The 17,000-nt window shown below is 68.7% G+C and carries 16 protein-coding genes; 5 read left to right on the forward strand and 11 right to left on the reverse strand.

The genetic code is table 11. From position 1 onward, the window contains the following. Both V7067_RS04645 and V7067_RS04650 read left to right on the forward strand, forming a co-directional pair. Positions 1-528 (forward strand): pyridoxal-dependent decarboxylase (locus V7067_RS04645; protein ID WP_334174715.1); only part of this gene is annotated, 528 nt, incomplete at its 5' end. Continuing rightward, a complete protein-coding gene (locus tag V7067_RS04650; RefSeq protein ID WP_334174716.1) occupies positions 500-1,420 on the forward strand; it encodes a hypothetical protein in 921 nt (306 codons plus the stop codon). The genes V7067_RS04645 and V7067_RS04650, both read left to right, overlap by 29 nt. 33 nt (positions 1,421-1,453) lie before the next feature. Here the strand turns inward: V7067_RS04650 and V7067_RS04655 are convergent, their stop codons facing one another. After that, entirely contained in the window at positions 1,454-2,620 is a 1,167-nt protein-coding gene (locus V7067_RS04655; RefSeq protein ID WP_334174717.1) for an acyl-CoA dehydrogenase family protein, read from the reverse strand. 167 nt (positions 2,621-2,787) lie between these two features. On the opposite strand from V7067_RS04655, the gene V7067_RS04660 reads away from it, so the two are divergent. Both V7067_RS04660 and V7067_RS04665 read left to right on the forward strand, forming a co-directional pair. Next, on the forward strand, positions 2,788-3,810 hold the full coding sequence (locus V7067_RS04660; protein ID WP_334174718.1) for a zinc-binding dehydrogenase: 1,023 nt from the start codon (positions 2,788-2,790) through the stop codon (positions 3,808-3,810). Between the two features lie 35 nt (positions 3,811-3,845). Next, positions 3,846-4,622 carry an enoyl-CoA hydratase-related protein gene (locus V7067_RS04665; protein ID WP_334174719.1) on the forward strand — a complete coding sequence of 259 codons (777 nt, stop codon included), beginning with the start codon at positions 3,846-3,848 and terminating at the stop codon, positions 4,620-4,622. Positions 4,623-4,644: 22 nt separating this feature from the next. Here V7067_RS04665 and V7067_RS04670 read toward each other — a convergent pair whose 3' ends face one another. The 10 genes from V7067_RS04670 to V7067_RS04715 all read right to left on the reverse strand — a co-directional run bounded on the left by V7067_RS04670 (position 4,645) and on the right by V7067_RS04715 (position 16,319). Beyond that, entirely contained in the window at positions 4,645-5,073 is a 429-nt protein-coding gene (locus V7067_RS04670) for a thioesterase family protein (RefSeq protein ID WP_334174720.1), read from the reverse strand. A gap of 127 nt (positions 5,074-5,200) precedes the next feature. Then, positions 5,201-6,127 carry an FAD-binding protein gene (locus V7067_RS04675; protein ID WP_334174721.1) on the reverse strand — a complete coding sequence of 309 codons (927 nt, stop codon included), beginning with the start codon at positions 6,125-6,127 and terminating at the stop codon, positions 5,201-5,203. Beyond that, a complete protein-coding gene (locus V7067_RS04680) occupies positions 6,124-6,885 on the reverse strand; it encodes an electron transfer flavoprotein subunit beta/FixA family protein (protein WP_334174741.1) in 762 nt (253 codons plus the stop codon). Before V7067_RS04680 ends, V7067_RS04675 begins: the two co-directional genes overlap by 4 nt. Positions 6,886-6,943: 58 nt before the next feature. Further along, a complete protein-coding gene (locus V7067_RS04685; RefSeq protein WP_334174722.1) occupies positions 6,944-8,164 on the reverse strand; it encodes an acyl-CoA dehydrogenase in 1,221 nt (406 codons plus the stop codon). 28 nt (positions 8,165-8,192) lie between these two features. Then, the gene (pcaF, locus tag V7067_RS04690; protein WP_334174723.1) at positions 8,193-9,395 is read right to left on the reverse strand and encodes a 3-oxoadipyl-CoA thiolase; all 1,203 of its coding nucleotides are present in this window, start codon (positions 9,393-9,395) and stop codon (positions 8,193-8,195) included. Positions 9,396-9,402: 7 nt separating this feature from the next. Continuing rightward, positions 9,403-11,454: an FAD-dependent oxidoreductase gene (locus V7067_RS04695; RefSeq protein ID WP_334174724.1), complete on the reverse strand. Its 2,052-nt coding sequence runs from the start codon at positions 11,452-11,454 to the stop codon at positions 9,403-9,405. Between the two features lie 161 nt (positions 11,455-11,615). Then, entirely contained in the window at positions 11,616-13,271 is a 1,656-nt protein-coding gene (gene aliA, locus V7067_RS04700) for a cyclohexanecarboxylate-CoA ligase (protein WP_334174725.1), read from the reverse strand. A 42-nt stretch (positions 13,272-13,313) separates the two neighbouring features. After that, entirely contained in the window at positions 13,314-14,474 is a 1,161-nt protein-coding gene (aliB, locus tag V7067_RS04705; RefSeq protein ID WP_334174726.1) for a cyclohexanecarboxyl-CoA dehydrogenase, read from the reverse strand. Between the two features lie 279 nt (positions 14,475-14,753). Then, positions 14,754-15,536: a 2-ketocyclohexanecarboxyl-CoA hydrolase gene (gene badI, locus V7067_RS04710; RefSeq protein WP_334174727.1), complete on the reverse strand. Its 783-nt coding sequence runs from the start codon at positions 15,534-15,536 to the stop codon at positions 14,754-14,756. A gap of 12 nt (positions 15,537-15,548) precedes the next feature. After that, a complete protein-coding gene (locus V7067_RS04715; protein WP_334174728.1) occupies positions 15,549-16,319 on the reverse strand; it encodes an SDR family NAD(P)-dependent oxidoreductase in 771 nt (256 codons plus the stop codon). Positions 16,320-16,527: 208 nt separating this feature from the next. Between V7067_RS04715 and V7067_RS04720 the strand changes: the two genes are divergently transcribed. Further along, on the forward strand, positions 16,528-17,000 hold a 473-nt coding region (locus tag V7067_RS04720; RefSeq protein ID WP_334174729.1), incomplete at its 3' end, for a MarR family transcriptional regulator.

The following is a 17,000-nucleotide window of genomic DNA, read 5'->3' on the forward strand; positions in this document are numbered from 1 at the left end:
AAGGACCTGCCGGACGAGATGGTGTTCTGGGTCAACTATCTCGGCGGCAACATGCGCGATATCGCGCTCAACTTTTCCCGTCCCGGCGGGCAGGTGGTGTGCCAGTATTACACCTTCCTGCGTCTCGGCCGCGAAGGTTACCGCAAGGTCCATACCGCCTGCTACGACAGCGCTGCCTATCTGGCCGGTGAGATCGCCCGCATGGGGCCGTTCGAGATCGTCTATGGCGGCGACATGAAGCGCGGCATCCCGGCGGTGTCGTGGAAGCTGAAGGCGGGCGAGGAGCCCGGCTTTACGCTGTTCGATCTGGCCGACCGGCTGCGGGTGCGCGGCTGGCAGGTGCCGGCCTATACCCTGCCGGCGAACTGTCAGGATCAGGCGATCCAGCGCATTCTCGTGCGCAACGGCGTCAGTCTCGACCTCTGCTCGCTGCTGATCCGCGATATGCAGGCGGCCATCGCCTATTTCGCCGCTCATCCGATCCAGAAGCCGCTGACGGGTGAGGAAGCCTCCGGCTTCCATCACTGACGGCGGGCTGCGCACCGTGTCGTCTTCCGCCAGCCCGGCCCCCGGCCCGGACGGCGCGCGTGCCCCGCGCATTTTCAGCGCGGGGGCGTGGCCGTTCGTGACGCTGCATCGCTATGTGCATCGCGGCCGGCCGGTGCTGTGGCGGGCGCGCCAGCACCGCAAGGGCCTGCTGCGCGGCGAACGCGGGCTGGAACATACCCGGGCGCCGTTCTGGCAGCGGGCCGGCTATAACCGGGCAACCGGCCTGCTGTTTGCCGTCGGCGCCTTTCTGTTCATGCTCGGCAGCGTGCTGACGCTGTTTCAGGGCGGACCCGGCGGGTTCAGCGTCCGTGAAATCGGCATCACCTTTTTCCTCGGCTCGATCCCGTTCACCATCGCCGGCTACCTGCAGCATTTTCAGGCGGCGAATGCGACCGGGTTCACGACCGCCCCGCAGAACCGGCCGCAGCGCATCGCGCTCATCGGCTGGCATCCGCGCAGTCCCGGCTGGCTCAGCACCTTTACCCAGTTCATCGGCACCATCGCCTTCAATTTCAACACGTTCGACGGCATCGCGCCGGCCCGGGGCTGGGTTATGCAGGATGTCACGATCTGGATGCCGGGCTTCGTCGGCTCGGTGCTGTTCCTCGTCTCCGGCTTTCTCGCCTATATCGAAGCCGGGCATGCCTACTGGAGCTGGCGACCGAAGGATCTGGACTGGCAGATCGTGTTCGTGAACCTGCTCGGCTGCATCTTCTTCATGGTCGCCGGCGTGCTCGCCTATGTGCCGGCCGGGCCCGAACCGGGCTGGATTCCGCTGCTGGCGAACGCCAACCTGTGGCTGGGCGCCCTCGGCTTCTTCGTTGGCGCCGTTCTGCTGGTGCGCGAGAGCCGGCTGGCCGATGCCGGCTGAGGGCAGGGTGCCCCCGGCCGGCAGCGTGGCTGGTTACAGCCCGGCGCGCGCCTTCGCCTGCGTGACCAGCGTCTTGGCGATGATGATCTGCTGGATCTGCGTCGTGCCTTCGTAGATGCGGAACAGGCGGGCATCGCGGTAGAGTTGTTCGGCCCGATATTCGCGGATATAGCCGTTGCCGCCGTGCACCTGCACATTGCGGTCGGCAATGCGCCCCACTGCCTCCGAGGCGAACATCTTGGCGCACGAGGCCTCGACGCTCACATCCTGCCCGGCATCGCGGCGGCGGGCGGCATCGAGCACCATGGCGCGGGCGGCGTAGGCGTCGGCCTTGGAATCGGCGAACATCGCCTGCAGCAGCTGGAAGTCGGCGAGCGGCCGGCCGAACTGCCGCCGCGCAACGGCATAATCGACCATGTCGTCGAGGATGCGGTCGGAGAGGCCGACGCACGCCGCCGCGATGTGCAGGCGGCCCTTGTCGAGCACCTTCATGGCCGTCTTGAAGCCCTGCCCCTCCATGCCGCCGATGAGGGCGGAGGCGGGCACCCGGCAATCCTCGAAGATGACGTCGCAGACATGGGCGCCCTGCTGTCCCATCTTCTTTTCCGGCTTGCCGAGCGACAGGCCGGGCGTGCCGCTTTCCACCGCAAAGGCCGAGACGCCGCCGGCGCCCTTCTGCTCCGCGCTGGTGCGCGCCATCACCGTGAAGAGACCGGCATGGGGGGCGTTGGTGATGAAGCGCTTCGTGCCGTTCAGGACGTAGCTGTCGCCGTCGCGCCGCGCGGTGGTGCGCACCGATCCGGCGTCGGAGCCGACATCGGGCTCCGTCAGGGCAAAGGAGCCGATCAGTTCGCCGGAGGCGAGGCGCGGCAGATATTTCGCCTTCTGCTCCGGCGTGCCGTCGATGGCGATGCCCTGCATGCCGATGCCGACATTGGTGGCGAACATGGAGCGGAAGGCCGGCGCCGCGCGACCAAGCTCGAAGATCGCCAGAACCTCTTCCTCCATCGTCAGCCCGAGGCCGCCGAAGGCCTCCGGCGCTGTCAGCCCGAACAGGCCGAGCTCGCGCATGTCGGCCACGATACCGGCGGGAATGGCATCCGTCTCCGCCACCTCCGCTTCCGCCGGAATGAGACGCTCGTCGACGAAGCGGCGGATCGTGGTGATCAGCTGGGACAGGGTTTCGGCATCCAGAGCCATGGCGTCCTCCCGATTTTTATGGAAATATATTGACAGATATGCCGCCATAGGGAGATTGGCAAGAGGCCATATGTACGCCAAAAAACAAAACGATCTGCGGCGGAAGGCAACGTGTGCCGCCGGACTGTAAGACAAGATATTGTCGCAGATTGCGGGGAGGAGACACCATGAAGGCGATTGTGCTGGCCGCGCGCGGGCCGGCCGGGGTTGCCCTGCGCGCCGTGGCGGAACCGGACGATCCGCCGGATTTCGTCCGCGTGCGGATGCTGGCGGCCTCGGTCAACCGGGTCGATCTCTACATGCGCGACAACGGCGCCGGCATTACGCACGCGCTGCCGCTGATCATGGGCGTGGACGGCGTCGGCGAGGTGGCGTCCGCCGCACCCGGCAGCGGGTTGCAGCCGGGCGACCGCGTGATCCTCTACCCTTACGAATTCTGCGGCACCTGCCGGCCCTGCCTGGCCGGCGACCAGCCGCTTTGCCACACCGCCCGCATTCCCGGCGAGCACCGCGCCGGCACGTTTGCCGAGATGATCGCGATGCCGGCGCGCTCGCTGGTGCGCCTGCCGGCCGGGGCCGATGTGCGCGAGGCCGCGGTGCTGGGCGTCGCCTATCTCACCGCCTGGCGGATGGTGTTCGGCAAGGCCCCGGCGGGGCCGGGCTCCGTCGTGCTGGTGCAGGGGGCTGGCGGCGGCGTCGCCTACGCCGCCATGCAACTGGCGCGCATGGCCGGGGCGCGGGTGATCGTCACCACCACCGGGGCGGAGAAGATCGCTCATTTCCGGGCGATCGGCGTGGAGGCGATCGACTATCGCGCCGCCGACGTGCCGGCGGCCGTGCGGAAGCTGACGGCGGGCGAAGGCGCCGATCTGGTGGTGGATAATGTCGGTGCGCAGACATGGGGGGCCTCGCTGCGCGCTGTCGCGCGCGGCGGCCACATCGTCACCTGCGGGGCCACCACCGGCGCCCACCCTTCGGCCGACCTGCAGCGGCTGTTCATCCGTCAGATCTCGGTGCACGGCTCCACCATGGGCAGCCGGGAGGAATTTCGCCGCCTCGTCGCCGCGTGGGCGGCCGGCGGTTTCACGCCGCTGACCGACAGTGCCTTTGCCCTCGCCGACGTGCCGGCCGCTTTCGCGCGGCTGGAGCATCCCGCCCGCATGGGCAAGATCCGCATCGACATCGCCTGAGACCCGGATAAATCCCGCACGGAGCCATGAGTCCCATGACTTTCGAGACCATCCTGACCGCCACCGACGGCCCGGTCGGCATCATCACCCTCAACCGGCCGCAGGCACTCAATGCGCTGAACAGCGGGATCACGGCCGAGATTTCCGCCGCCGCCGCCGCCTTCGACGCCGATGACGCGATTGCCGCCGTCGTGGTGACGGGATCCGGGCGCGCTTTTGCGGCGGGCGCCGACATCCGCGAGATCCGCGACAAGACCTTTGCCGATGTCTATGCCGAACAGTTCGTAACGGCGACGTGGGAGGGGCTGTCGCGGGTGCGCAAGCCCACCATCGCCGCAGTCGCCGGCCACGCCATCGGCGGCGGCTGCGAGCTGGCGCTGATGTGCGATATCGTCATCGCCTCCGAGACCGCGCGTTTCAGCCTGCCGGAAACGACCATCGGCATCATCCCCGGCGCCGGCGGCACCCAGCGGCTGACGCGCATCGTCGGCAAGGCCGTGGCCATGGACATGATCCTGACCGGCCGGGTGCTGGGCGCCGAGGAGGCTCGCGCCATGGGCCTCGTCAGCCGCGTGGTGGCGAAAGACACCGAGGTGCAGGAAGCCGTTGCGCTGGCAACGCGCATCGCGGCTTCGTCCCGCCCCATCGTGCAGCTGGCGAAGGAGGCCGTGAACCGCGCCTACGAAACCCACCTGCAGGAGGGGCTCTATGTGGAGCGCCGGCTGCTCTACTCGACTTTCGCGCTCGACGACCGGCGGGAGGGGCTGACGGCCTTCACCGAGAAACGGCCGCCGCAGTTCCGCAACCGCTGAGGCCGGCGGCCCGGCCGGCCCCTCAGACGGGGGCCGGGCCGGCTGCCGCCAGCGCGGCGCGGATCGGGTCGGGGATGGGGATCTTCTTCAGGCTGGCCGCATCGACAAAGACGCAGACGAATTTCGAGGTGAAGCAGACCGTGTCCGCCTGCGCGCCTTCCACATGGAAGGTGACGGACGCATTGCCGGGCGGCGCCGGCCGCACATGGCAGAACAGCGGCGCGCGCGGAGTGATCGGGGCGCGAAAATCCATCTCCATGTGGACGAACGGCGTGCCGATGCCCTGATCGACATTCATGCGGAACCAGTTGGTGCCGCTCAGAATGTGCTCCCAGAACGCATCGATCGCCTCCAGCGCGAAGTCCGGGATGCGGCCGGTATAGGCGATGCGTGCCGGATCGCAGTCGCCGAAGCCGACGCGGCGCTGCCAGATGAAGGCGGGTCTGTCCATGGTCGCTCCCTGACGGCCGGCATCGGGGCCGGCCGGTGCATGCAGGCGGGGGCGGCCGCCTGCCGGCGACCGCCCCCGGATCTACCACGCTTCGGCCCGATCGGAGCTGGCCGATCGGGCCCCCCGCTCAGACTTTGCCGCTCAGTTCCGGCACGGCGGCGAACAGGTCGGCGACGAGGCCATAGTCGGCGACGGAGAAGATGGGGGCTTCCTCGTCCTTGTTGATGGCGACGATGACCTTGCTGTCCTTCATGCCGGCGAGATGCTGGATGGCACCGGAGATGCCGATGGCGACATAGAGGTCCGGTGCCACCACCTTGCCGGTCTGGCCGACCTGCCAGTCGTTGGGGGCAAAGCCGGAATCGACCGCGGCGCGGCTGGCGCCGACAGCGGCGCCCAGCCTGTCGGCCAGCCCTTCCACCAGCGCGAAGTTCTCGCGGCTGCCGATGCCCCGGCCGCCGGAAACCACGATGCGGGCAGAGGCGAGTTCCGGCCGGTCGGAGGCTGAGACGCGGTCTTCCACCCACACCGGCTGAACCGGCACGGCCGGCGCGGCCACCGCCTCCACCGGAGCCGGCGCATCGCGGCCGCCCACCGGGGAGAAGCCGGCGGTGCGCACGGTGAGCACCTTTATGGCGTCGGCCGAGCGCACGGTCTGCACGGCGTTGCCGGCATAGACGGGCCGCTCGAAGGTTTCGGCATCGACGATCTTCATCACGTCCGGCACGATCATCACGCCGAGCAGCGCCGCCGCGCGCGGCAGCACGCTGCGGCCGAAGGCGGTGGCCGGGGCGGCAATGTGGCTGCAGGCAGAGCCCAGATCCGCCACCAGCGCGGCAGTTGCCTCGGCAAGGCCATGGGCAAGGGCGGCATCGTCGGCCAGCAGCACCCTGTCGACGCCGGCAAGCCCGGCCGCCGCGGCGGCCGCCTCCGGCCCGCCGGAGGCGACGAGCACATGAACGGGCCCGAGGCCCTGCACCGCCTGAAGGGTGCGCGCCAGTGCATCGGCGGCAAGCCGGCCCTGCGCGACCTCTGCAACAACGAGGACGGTCATCCGATCACTCCCGTTTCCGTCAGCCTGCCGATGAGTTCATCCACCGAGCCGACGCGGATGCCGGCGGCGCGCACAGCCGGCTCGCGCGTCGACAGCACCGTGAGGCGCGGGGCAATGTCGACGCCGTAATCGGCGGCGGTGCGCTCCTCCAGCGGCTTCTTCTTGGCCTTCATGATGTTGGGCAGCGAGGCATAGCGCGGTTCGTTAAGGCGCAGGTCCGCCGTCACGATGGCCGGCAGGGCCGCGCTCAGCACCTGCAGCCCGCCGTCGACCTCACGGGTGACGACGATGCGCTCACCCTCGATGGCGATCTGCGAGGCGAAGGTGGCCTGCGGCCAGCCGAGCAGGGCGGCGAGCATCTGCCCGGTGGCGTTCATGTCGTTGTCGATCGCCTGCTTGCCGGCAAGGACGAGGCGGGGCGCCTCGCTTTCCACCACCTTCGCCAGCAGCCGGGCGACGGCGAGCGGCTCGATGTCGGTGGCGGCATCGGCGGCGGCCACGATCAGGATGGCGCGGTCGGCGCCCATGGCAAGCGCGGTGCGCAGCGTTTCCTGCGCCTGCTTTACACCGACGGAAACCGCCACGACCTCGCTGGCGAGGCCCTTTTCCTTCAGCCGGATCGCCTCTTCCAGCGCGATCTCGTCGAAGGGGTTCATGGCCATTTTGACGTTGGCCAGATCCACGCCGGACCCGTCCGGCTTTACGCGGACCTTGACGTTGTAGTCGACCACCCGTTTCACGGGCACCAGCACTTTCATGGGGTCCTCCTGCATTGGATGCTCCTGCATGGCGTCTTCTGCATGACGTCCGCCCGGTTCACTGGAAGGCCTGCAGCCCGGTGATCCCGCGGCCGAGGATCAGGGCGTGGATGTCGTGGGTGCCCTCGTAGGTGTTCACCGTTTCGAGGTTGACCATGTGGCGGATGACCTGAAATTCCTCGTGGATGCCGTTGCCGCCGTGCATGTCGCGGGCGCGGCGGGCGATTTCCAGCGCCTTGCCGCAGTTGTTGCGCTTGATGAGGGAAATCATCTCCGGCGCCGCGGCGGCCTCGTCCATCAGCCGGCCGACGCGCAGGGCGGCCTGAAGGCCGAGCGCGATCTCGGTCAGCATGTCGGCGAGGCGCAGCTGCCAGATCTGGTTGGCCGCCAGCGGCCGGCCGAACTGACGCCGGTCGAGACCGTATTGCCGGGTGGCGTGGAGGCAGAATTCGGCTGCGCCCATCACCCCCCAGGCGATGCCGTAGCGGGCGCGGTTGAGGCAGCCGAACGGCCCCTTCAGGCCCTCCACATGGGGCAGCAGCGCCTCCTCGCCGACAGCCACGTCGTTCAGCACGATTTCGCCGGTGACGGAGGCCCGCAGGCTGAGCTTGCCGGCGATCTTGGGCGCGGAGAGGCCGGGCGTGCCCTTCTCCAGCACGAAGCCGCGGATGCGCCCGCCGTGGGCCTCCGAGCGGGCCCACACGATGAACACATCGGCGATGGGCGCGTTGGAAATCCACATCTTGGTGCCGTTCAGCACATAGCCGCCGGGTGTGCGGCGGGCGACGGTCTTCATGCCGCCGGGGTCGGAGCCGGCATCGGGCTCCGTCAGGCCGAAACAGCCGATCCACGCGCCGCTGGCGAGCTTCGGCAGATATTTCTGCCGCTGTTCCTCCGAGCCGTAGGCATAGATCGGATACATCACCAGCGACGACTGCACGCTCATCATCGAGCGATAGCCGGAATCGACGCGCTCGATTTCGCGCGCGATCAGCCCGTAGGCGACATAGGACGCACCGAGGCCGCCATATTCCTCCGGAATGGTCGCGCCCAGCAGGCCCATCTCGCCCATGCCGCGGAAGACGCCGGGGTCCGTGACCTCGTCGCGGTAATCCGCGATCACGCGCGGTTGCAGCTGACCCTGCGCATAGGCACGGGCGGAATCGCGCAGCATGCGCTCCTCATCGCTCAGCGCGCTGTCGAGAAGCAGAGAATCATCCCATGTGAATCGAGAAAGCTCGGGGCTGTCCTTGAGCCTGAGGTGCGGTTTGCCCGACACGGTCTTTCCTCCCGTTGTGCTTGTTGTTTCAGACCCGTTCCATCAGCAGCGCCGCGCCCTGACCGACGCCGACGCACAGGGTGGCGAGGGCGTAGCGGCCGGTGCCGCGGGCCAGTTCCAGCGCCGCGGTGCCGGCAATGCGGGCGCCGCTCATGCCGAGCGGGTGGCCGAGCGCGATGGCGCCGCCGTTGGGGTTGACCCGCGGGTCGTCGTCGGCAATGCCCAGTCCGCGCAGCACGGCCAGCGCCTGTGCGGCGAAAGCCTCGTTGAGTTCGATCACGGCGATATCGGCCGCGGCGAGACTGTGGCGGGCGAGGAGATTGCGGACGGCGGGCACCGGGCCGTAGCCCATGATGCGCGGTGCCACGCCGGCGGAAGCCGCCCCGACGATGCGCGCGCGCGGGGTGAGGCCGAAGCGCTGCACGGCGGCCGCCGAGGCGACGATGAGTGCCGCGGCACCGTCGTTGACGCCGCTGGCATTGCCGGCGGTCACCGAGCCGTCGGGCCGGGTGATCGGCTTCAGCCGCGCGAGGTCGTCGGCCGTGGTGGCGCGGGGGTGCTCGTCTGCCGCCACCTCTGCGGTGCGGCCGCGCCCCTGCGGCACCGTCACCGGCAGAATCTCGGCGGCCAGCCGGCCGCTTGCCTGCGCGGCGGCGGTGCGCTGTTGCGAGCGCAGGGCAAAGGCATCCTGATCGGCGCGGCTGATGGCGTGCTCGTCGGCCAGGTTCTGCGCGGTCTCCGGCATGGAATCGAGGCCCCACGCCGCGGCCATGCGCGGATTGACGAAGCGCCAGCCGATGGTGGTGTCGTGGATTTCGCCGGCCCGCGACCACGGCGATGCCGCCTTGGGCATCACAAACGGCGCGCGCGTCATGCTCTCCACGCCGCCGGCAATGGCAAGGTCGATGTCGCCGGCGCGCACCGCCCGCGCCGCTGCCGCCACGGCCTCCAGACCGGAGCCGCACAGCCGGTTGACGGTGACGCCCGGCACGGTCTCCGGCAGGCCGGCGAGCAGCAGCGCCATGCGCGCGACATTGCGGTTATCCTCGCCGGCCTGATTGGCGCAGCCGAGCCACACTTCGCCGATCGCCGCCGGATCGAGACCGGGATTGCGGGCCAGCAGGGCAGCGAGAGGCAGGGCGGCGAGATCGTCTGTGCGCACCGGCGCCAGCGCGCCGCCATAGCGGCCGATGGGCGTGCGGATGTAATCGCAGAGGAATGCGTCGGTCATGATGTCCTCAGATCTCATCGGGGGAGCGGCCTTCGGCGACGAGGCGGCGCAGCAGACCGGGGACGGAGAAGGTGAGCGGGTCTTCGGCCGCCAGCGCCTCAAGGCGCGCCAGAAAGGCGGCGAGGCCGCCGCGGGCGGCATCGTGCATCGGCCCGCCGCGCCAGCGCGGAAAGCCGTAGCCGTGGACCAGCACGAGATCGATATCGGCCGCCCGCTCCGCGATGCCGTCTTCCAGAATGGCAAAGCCTTCCGCGATCATCGCGGCGGTGGCGCGGGCCACGATCTCTCCGGCTGCGAACGGGCGGCGGACGATGCCGGCGCGCGCCGATTCCTCCGCCACGATGGCCTCGACGGTGGCCGAGGGCGTGGCCCGGCCGCCGGCGTAGTCGTACCAGCCGGCCCCGGTCTTGCGGCCGAGGCGGCCGGTCTCTTCGACGATGCGATCGGCAATCGCCACGTAGCGGATGTCGGTGCGCGTGCGCCAGCCGAGCCGTTTGCGGTTGGCATAGGCGATGTCGAGGCCGGAAAGATCCTGCACCTCGTAAGGGCCCATGGCCATGCCGAAGCCGCGCATCGCGGCATCGACCCCGGCCGGCAGGGCACCGGCGAGCAGCATCACGTCGCAGGTCTGGCGATAGCGGGTCAGGATGCGGTTGCCGATGAAGCCGTCGCAGACACCGGCCAGCACCGGTATCTTCTTCAGCCGGCCGGCGAGCCGCAGTGCGGCGGCCAGCGTTTCCGGCGCCGTGTCGCGGCCGCGGATCACTTCCAGCAGCTTCATGATATGCGCCGGGCTGAAGAAGTGCAGGCCGAGGAAGCGGGCCGGCGCGGGCAGTCCTTCCGCGATGCGGTTGACGTCCAGAAACGAGGTGTTGGTGGCGAGGATCGTCGTTTGCGGCAGCGCGGCGGCGAGGGCTGCAAACACCTGCCGCTTCACCGCAAGATCTTCAAACACGGCCTCGATGGCGATATCGGCCGGCGGCAGGCCGTCGTAGCCGGTGCGGAAGGTGAAGCGGGCGGCGCAGTCGGCCTCGGCGGCCGCGGCGCTGGTGCGGCCGCGCGACACGGCCTCGGCATAGAGCCGGCCGATGTTATCGCGCGCCCGCGCCGTGCCGGCGGCATCGCTTTCCACCAGCGTGACGGTGATGCCGGCACCGGCCAGCGCATAGGCAATGGCCGCGCCCATGGTGCCGCCGCCGACCACAATGGCGCTGGCGATATCCGGCCCGCCGGGCTGGCGGGTCCGGGCGAGGGCCGCGCGCTCGGCGAAGAACACATGGCGCAGGGCCGCCGCCTGATCGGAATTGCGCAGGGCGAAGAAGGTCGCCCGCTCGCGTGCCAGCCCTTCGCTGAACGGGAAATGAGCGGCGGCATCGACAAGAGCGATGGCTTCCGGCGGGGCGTTCTGGCCGGCCATGCGCCGGCGGGCCTGTGCCCGGGCAGCCTCGACAGCCGCATTGTCGGCCGCCGGCGGCGGCAAGGCGCCGGTCGCGGGGCGGGCGGGGATGGGGTGGGTGCGCGCGGCTTCCGCCGGATCGCTCACGACAGCATCGACGATGCCCAGCCGTTCGGCCTGCGCGGCATCGATGGTGCGGCCTTCGGCGATGAGGCTGAGGGCGGCGGCAAGGCCGGTGAGGCGGGGCAGGCGCTGCGTGCCGCCGGCCCCGGGAACCAGACCGAGAGTGACCTCCGGCAGGCCGACCGCGATGCCCGGCGCGGCAAGGCGCAGCCGGCAGGCAAGGGCAATTTCCAGCCCGCCGCCAAGGGCTGCGCCGTTGAGCGCCGCCACCACCGGCACCGGCGATTGCTCAATGCGCTCCACCACATCGGCGAGCAGCGGCGGCTGCGGCGGGGCATCGAACTCGCGCGCATCCGCCCCGGCCACGAAGGTGCGGCCCGCCCCGGTCAGCACGATGCGGGCGACGCCGGCCGCGATCGCCGCCTCAAGGGCGCTGACGAGGCCCTGCCGCACGGCAAGGGCCGTGGCGTTGACGGGCGGGTTGTCGATGACGATGCGGGCGACGGAGCCCTCGATGCTGAGGCGGACGGGTTCGGACATGGAAGCCTCGCGGGCACAGGGCGGCGGACAGGGCGGCCGGCCCGCCCGGCATTGCAACCGGACAGGGGCACCGGCCTTGCGGCCCTGCGGCTTGTTGGTGTGAGCTGCTGTCGCGCAGCGGCGGACGACAGACCGGGCACCGCGCGGCGCCCGGCGCGCACTCAGGCGCGGGCCTGCTCGTATTCCGCCCGCAGCATGTTGCGCAGGGCGAACTTCTGGATCTTGCCGGACGCGGTGGAGGGCAGGCGGTCGCGGATTTCCAGTCGCTCCGGGTAATATTGCCGGGCGATGTGCTGGGTATCGAGAAAGCGCACCATCCCGGCAAAGTCGAAGCTCTGGCCGGGCTTCGGCACGATGAAGGCGCAGGCGCGTTCGCCGAGGCGCTCGTCCGGGTAGGCGACGATGGCGACCTGCTGCACCGCCGGGTGCCGGTAGAGCAGGGCTTCCACTTCCACCACCGGAATGTTCTCTGCGCCGCGGATGATCACATCCTTGGAACGGCCGCAGATGCGGATATAGCCCGCGGCATCCATGCGTGCGATGTCGCCGGTGTCGAACCAGCCCTCCGCATCGACGTTGTTCCAGTCCGGCCGTTTGAGATAGCCGCCGAAATTGGAACAGCCGCGCACATAGAGTTCGCCCTCGTGACCGGCCGGCACCGGCTGGCCGTCGCTGCCGCGGATCTGCAGTTCCATGCCCGGCAGCACGAAGCCGTCGGTGTTGACGGAGCGCTCGTCCGGGTCGGACGGGGCGACGACGGTGACAGCGCCGTTTTCCGTCATGCCCCATGCGGAGATGATCCTGGCGCCGAGCACGGTGTGCGCCCGTTCCACCAGTGCACCGGGAATGGCCGTGCCGGCGCACAGGAAGATGCGCAGCGAGGCGGCATCGCAGCCGGTCCGTTCCACCGTGTCGGAAAGGTCCATCAGGAACGGCGTGGAAGCCATGGTGAAGGAGACGCGTTCGGTGGAGATCAGCCGGGCCGCAAGGGTGGGTTCCCAGCTGTCCATCAGCACCATGCGCGCACCCAGCATGACCGGCAGCAGGAAGCCGTACATGAAGCCCGTCTGGTGGGCCATGGGCGAGGCCATGAGGATGATGTCGGCGCCCGTCAGCCCGAGGCGGCCGGCATAGGCGACGAGGTTGGAATACATGGTGTTGGCGGTGTGCATCACGCCCTTGGGCTCGCCCATGGTGCCCGAGGTGTAGATGAGCTGGCACACATCGTTGGCATCGCCCCGGTCGCGGGCGCTGCGCTCCGCAAGGCCGGGCACGGCGTCCAGATCCGGGTTCAGCAACAGGGCGTCGAAGCTGTCGGGACCGTCGCCGCCGGCCACGATGACGTGGGCGAGGTCCGGCAGGTCGGGCCGCATGGCCGCCGCCATGGCCTCGTAGTCGAAATTGCGGAAGGTCTTCGGGATCACATAGGCCTTCGTCTCGGCAAGGCGCAGCATGAAGCCCAGTTCATGCTCGCGGAAGATCGGCATGACCGGATTGAACACGATGCCGAGCTTGCGGCAGGCGACATAGAGAACGACGAATTCCCACGAGTTGGAAAGCTGGCAGGTGAGCACGTCGTCCTTGACGAGACCGAGCCGGGAAAGCCCGGCGGCGGCGCGCCAGGAAAGCCGGTCGATCTCGCCATAGGTCATGTCATGGCGCATGCCGCTGGCCACCGTGATGCTGGTCAGGGCCAGCGCATCGGGCCGGTCGCGCAGGCAGGCCTCGAAATAGTCGAGCAGTGTCTTTCCGGGCCAGAATCCGGCCGCTTCCATCTTCTCCCGTCTCGGCTCGATCAGCACCGCGTCGAATTTCATGGCGTCTCTCCCGGAGTTGTTTTTTTGTCTCGTTCAGTCAGCTCAGCCGTTGACGGCCGACCGGCCCGCCCGTTCGCGGGCGATGATGTTCTTCATGATGTGTGCCGTTCCGTCGCCGATCTGCAGGCCCAGAACATCGCGCAGCCGCTGCTCGAACGGCAGCTCGCTGGAATAGGCCGCATGGCCGTGGATCAGCAGGCAGGCGTGGATGGTCTCGTAGGCGAGGAGCGGCGGCCACCACTTGGCCATCGCCGCCTCGGCCACATGGGGCCGGCCGTGGTCCTTCAGCCACAGCGCGTTGAGGCACAGCAGGCGGGCGCCTTCCACGCGCGTGTCGAAATCGGCCAGCTGGTGGGTGATGCCCTGAAAGGCGGCCAGCGGTTTGCCGAAGGCGTGGCGGCCGCCGATATAGGCCCACGTTTCCTCCAGCGACTGGCGGGCGGTACCCAGACACTGCAGGCCGATGAGCGAGCGGGAGAAATCGAACCCCTGCATGACCTGCACGAAGCCCTTGTTCTCTTCGCCCAGCAGGTGATCGGCCGGCACCTTCACGTTGTCGAAGAAAATCGAGCCGCGGCCGATGGCGTGCTGGCCGAGATCGGTGAAGCGCGTGGTGGAAATGCCGGGCGTATCCATCGGCACGAACACGGCGGAGATGCCGCGGGCCTTGTCCTCCGGCGTGCCGGTGCGGGCGAAGACCACGGCGCCGGCCGCCTGATCGGCGGCGGAAATGGAGGTCTTCTCGCCGTTCAGCACATAATGGTCGCCGACGCGCTCCATGCGCAGGCGCAGGTTGGCGGCATCCGAGCCGCCGCGGGGTTCGGTGAGGGCGATGGCGATCATCAGTTCGCCGGCGATCAGCTTCGGCAGCCAGTGGCGCCGGATCTCCGGATTGGCGAAACTGGCGAGGATCTGGCCGTTGAGCGACGCCAGAATGTTGATGTAACCGATGTTGAAATCGCCGCGCGCGATCTCCTCGATGATGGCGCCGGAATAGATCGCGCCGGCACCGAGGCCGCCATATTCCTCCGGCAGTTCGGGGGCGATGAGGCCGAGGCTGCCCATCTCGCGCACCAGACCGGCGCCGAAGCCGCCGGCCTGTTCGCGCGCGCGATAGCCGGGCGCAAGGCGCTCCAGGGCGAATTTGCGGGCGAGTTCGCGCAGCGCGAGCAGCTCCTCGCTGTCGAAGATCGTGGGATACATGGCTGTTTCCTGCCTCAGATCGCGTCTTTTTCTGGCCGGGCGCAGCAGAGCCGCGCCCGGATGCCGTTCAGTGCGCGCGCGCCGGCTCGCTGTCGCGGGGCTGCCTGCCGGTGGCTGCCGGACCGCGCCGGGCCGCCGGCTGCTGCGGCGCTGCCGTGAAGGCGGCCATCACGAGACCGGCCGGGGTCTGGAAAAAGCCGCCGCCCATTGCCGCCCTCTCGTCGTTCCGGAGTGGTGCCGGCGGCGCGAGTGCCCCGCCGCCGGCGCTGCCTGCGGCCGTCATTTTCCGAACTGACGGAAATCCGGCTTTCTCTTCTCGCGGAAGGCAACGCCGCCTTCCCTGCTCTCGTCGGTGTCGTAGTAGAGGCTGAGTGCGCGCATGCCGAGCGCGGAAATACCGCGGATGTTCTCGCTGTCGGCGTTGAACGAAACCTTGGCCAGCGCCAGCGCGGTCGGGGAGCGGTCCATGAGTTCGGCCACCCAGCGGCCGACCTCGGCATCGAGTTCCTCATGGGGGACGACGGCGTTGGCGAGCCCCATGGCCAGTGCTTCGGCGGCGGTGTAGCGCCGGTTGAGGTACCAGATTTCGCGGGCGCGCTTTTCGCCCACCACGCGGGCGAGATAGGCGGTGCCGAAACCGGGGTCGACCGAGCCGACCTTGGGACCGACCTGCCCGAACTGCGCCTTTTCCGAAGCGATGGTAAGGTCGCAGAGGGTGGCAAGCACGTTGCCGCCGCCGATGGCAAAGCCGTTGACCCGCGCGATGACCGGCTTCGGCACGTCGCGGATGAGGCTCTGCAGTTCGTCGATGGGCAGGCCGATGACGCCGCGGCCGTCATACTGGCCGTCGTGGGCCGACTGGTCTCCGCCGGTGCAGAACGCTTTATCGCCGGCACCGGTGAGCACGATCACGCCCACCTTGCGATCCCAGCCGGCCGTCTGGAAGGCATGGATCAGTTCATCCACGGTTTGGCCGCGGAAGGCGTTGTATTTCTCCGGCCGGTTGATGGTGATCCAGGCGGCGCCGGCGCGGATTTCGTAGAGAATGTCGGTGTAGGCCATCTTTATCCTCGCTCAGCCGTGCATCGTCAGGCCGCCGGAAACCGAAATCACCTGTCCGGTGATGAAGGCGGCGTCGTCGCTTGAAAGGAAGGCGATGGCGCCCGGCAGATCGTCCGGCCGGCCAAGGCGGCCCATCGGAATGGCGCGGGTGAAGGCGGTGCGCAGTTTCTCCTTGTCGCCGGCGGCCTCCATGAAGCTCTCCAGCATCGCGGTTTCGGTCACGCCCGGGCACACGACGTTGAAGCTGATGCCGTTGCGGGCATGTTCGCGGGCGAGCGTTTTGGAAAAGGCGATCACGCCCGCCTTGCAGGCCGCATAGACAGCCTCGCCCGACGACCCGCCGCGGGCGGCATCGGAGCCGATGGAAACCACCCGCCCGGCCACGCCGCGCGCCACCATCGAGGCCACGACCGGCTTTGTGATGTTGAGGACGGCGCGCAGGTTGATGTCGACGATCTTCGACCAGAAGTCCGGCTCGGACTTGAGGAACGGCACGAACAGGTCCCAGCCGGCGTTGTTGACGAGAATGTCGACGGGGCCGAATTCGGCTTCCGTGCGGGCAACGGCGGCAGCGGTGGCCTGATAATCCGTCAGGTCGGCCACCATGGCCGTGGCGTCGGTGCCGCCGGCGGAAAGCGCCGCCACCACCTTGCCGGCGGCGGCTTCGCTGATGTCGGCAACCACCACGCGGGCGCCTTCCTCCGCAAAGCGCCGGCAGGTCGCCGAGCCGATGCCACCGCCGCCGCCAGTTATAACAACAACTTTACCTTTCAAGCCACGCACGGCTTTCCTCCTCCATGTGTTCTGACCACGGCATATGACCGGGAATCCGCCATTTATGCTCACAGGGCGCGCGATCGAGACGGACGATGCAGCGCTGGCGGGTTGCGAGTCAGGAAATCGCATCCGGAAAAATATGTCAACATATTTACCTGAATTGCGATGCGCGTCGCCGCTTGACCGCGGCGCGGGCCAAGGCCAGAGTGGCGCCATGACAAAGGACGGCGACAAATTCCGCGATATCTCGCCGGGGCTGAGCAACAGGCTCTTCTTCCGGCTCTATCAATGCGCAAACATGCTGCATAAGACCGGCACGCGCGCGCTGGATGCGTATCATATTACCACCCAGCAATGGGCGGTGCTGGGCGCGCTGACGCGCCCGTCCTTTGCCGGCGGCGTTGCCGTGGGGGATCTGGCGGCGTTTCTGCTGGTCAGCCGGCAGAATCTGGCCGGCGTGCTGTCGCGGCTGGAGGCGATGGCCTATGTGGAGCGGGCAGTCGATGCCAACGATAACCGCTCCCGGCTCATCCGGCTGACGCCGAAGGGGCGCAGTTTATGGGATGAAAATATGCATCCCGTGATCGCCGACTATTATGATGCGGTGTTGTCGGGCTTCTCCACCGACGACAAGATCCACATGATCCATTATCTCGACAAGATGCTCGGGAACTTCAAGGCGATCGA

It is taken from the genome of Pseudoxanthobacter sp. (assembly GCF_036822375.1).
In the GTDB taxonomy this organism is placed as follows: domain Bacteria; phylum Pseudomonadota; class Alphaproteobacteria; order Rhizobiales; family Segnochrobactraceae; genus Pseudoxanthobacter.

Bases quoted from the DNA above. Each gene is read 5' to 3' on its own strand.
- aliB (WP_334174726.1), bottom strand. From the start codon at position 14,474: ATGTATCCCACGATCTTCGACAGCGAGGAGCTGCTCGCGCTGCGCGAA.
- V7067_RS04675 (WP_334174721.1), bottom strand. From the start codon at position 6,127: ATGACCGTCCTCGTTGTTGCAGAGGTCGCGCAGGGCCGGCTTGCCGCC.
- V7067_RS04670 (WP_334174720.1), bottom strand. From the start codon at position 5,073: ATGGACAGACCCGCCTTCATCTGGCAGCGCCGCGTCGGCTTCGGCGAC.
- badI (WP_334174727.1), bottom strand. From the start codon at position 15,536: ATGGCCTACACCGACATTCTCTACGAAATCCGCGCCGGCGCCGCCTGG.
- V7067_RS04695 (WP_334174724.1), bottom strand. From the start codon at position 11,454: ATGTCCGAACCCGTCCGCCTCAGCATCGAGGGCTCCGTCGCCCGCATC.
- V7067_RS04660 (WP_334174718.1), top strand. From the start codon at position 2,788: ATGAAGGCGATTGTGCTGGCCGCGCGCGGGCCGGCCGGGGTTGCCCTG.
- V7067_RS04665 (WP_334174719.1), top strand. From the start codon at position 3,846: ATGACTTTCGAGACCATCCTGACCGCCACCGACGGCCCGGTCGGCATC.
- V7067_RS04680 (WP_334174741.1), bottom strand. From the start codon at position 6,885: ATGAAAGTGCTGGTGCCCGTGAAACGGGTGGTCGACTACAACGTCAAG.
- aliA (WP_334174725.1), bottom strand. From the start codon at position 13,271: ATGAAATTCGACGCGGTGCTGATCGAGCCGAGACGGGAGAAGATGGAA.
- V7067_RS04655 (WP_334174717.1), bottom strand. From the start codon at position 2,620: ATGGCTCTGGATGCCGAAACCCTGTCCCAGCTGATCACCACGATCCGC.
- pcaF (WP_334174723.1), bottom strand. From the start codon at position 9,395: ATGACCGACGCATTCCTCTGCGATTACATCCGCACGCCCATCGGCCGC.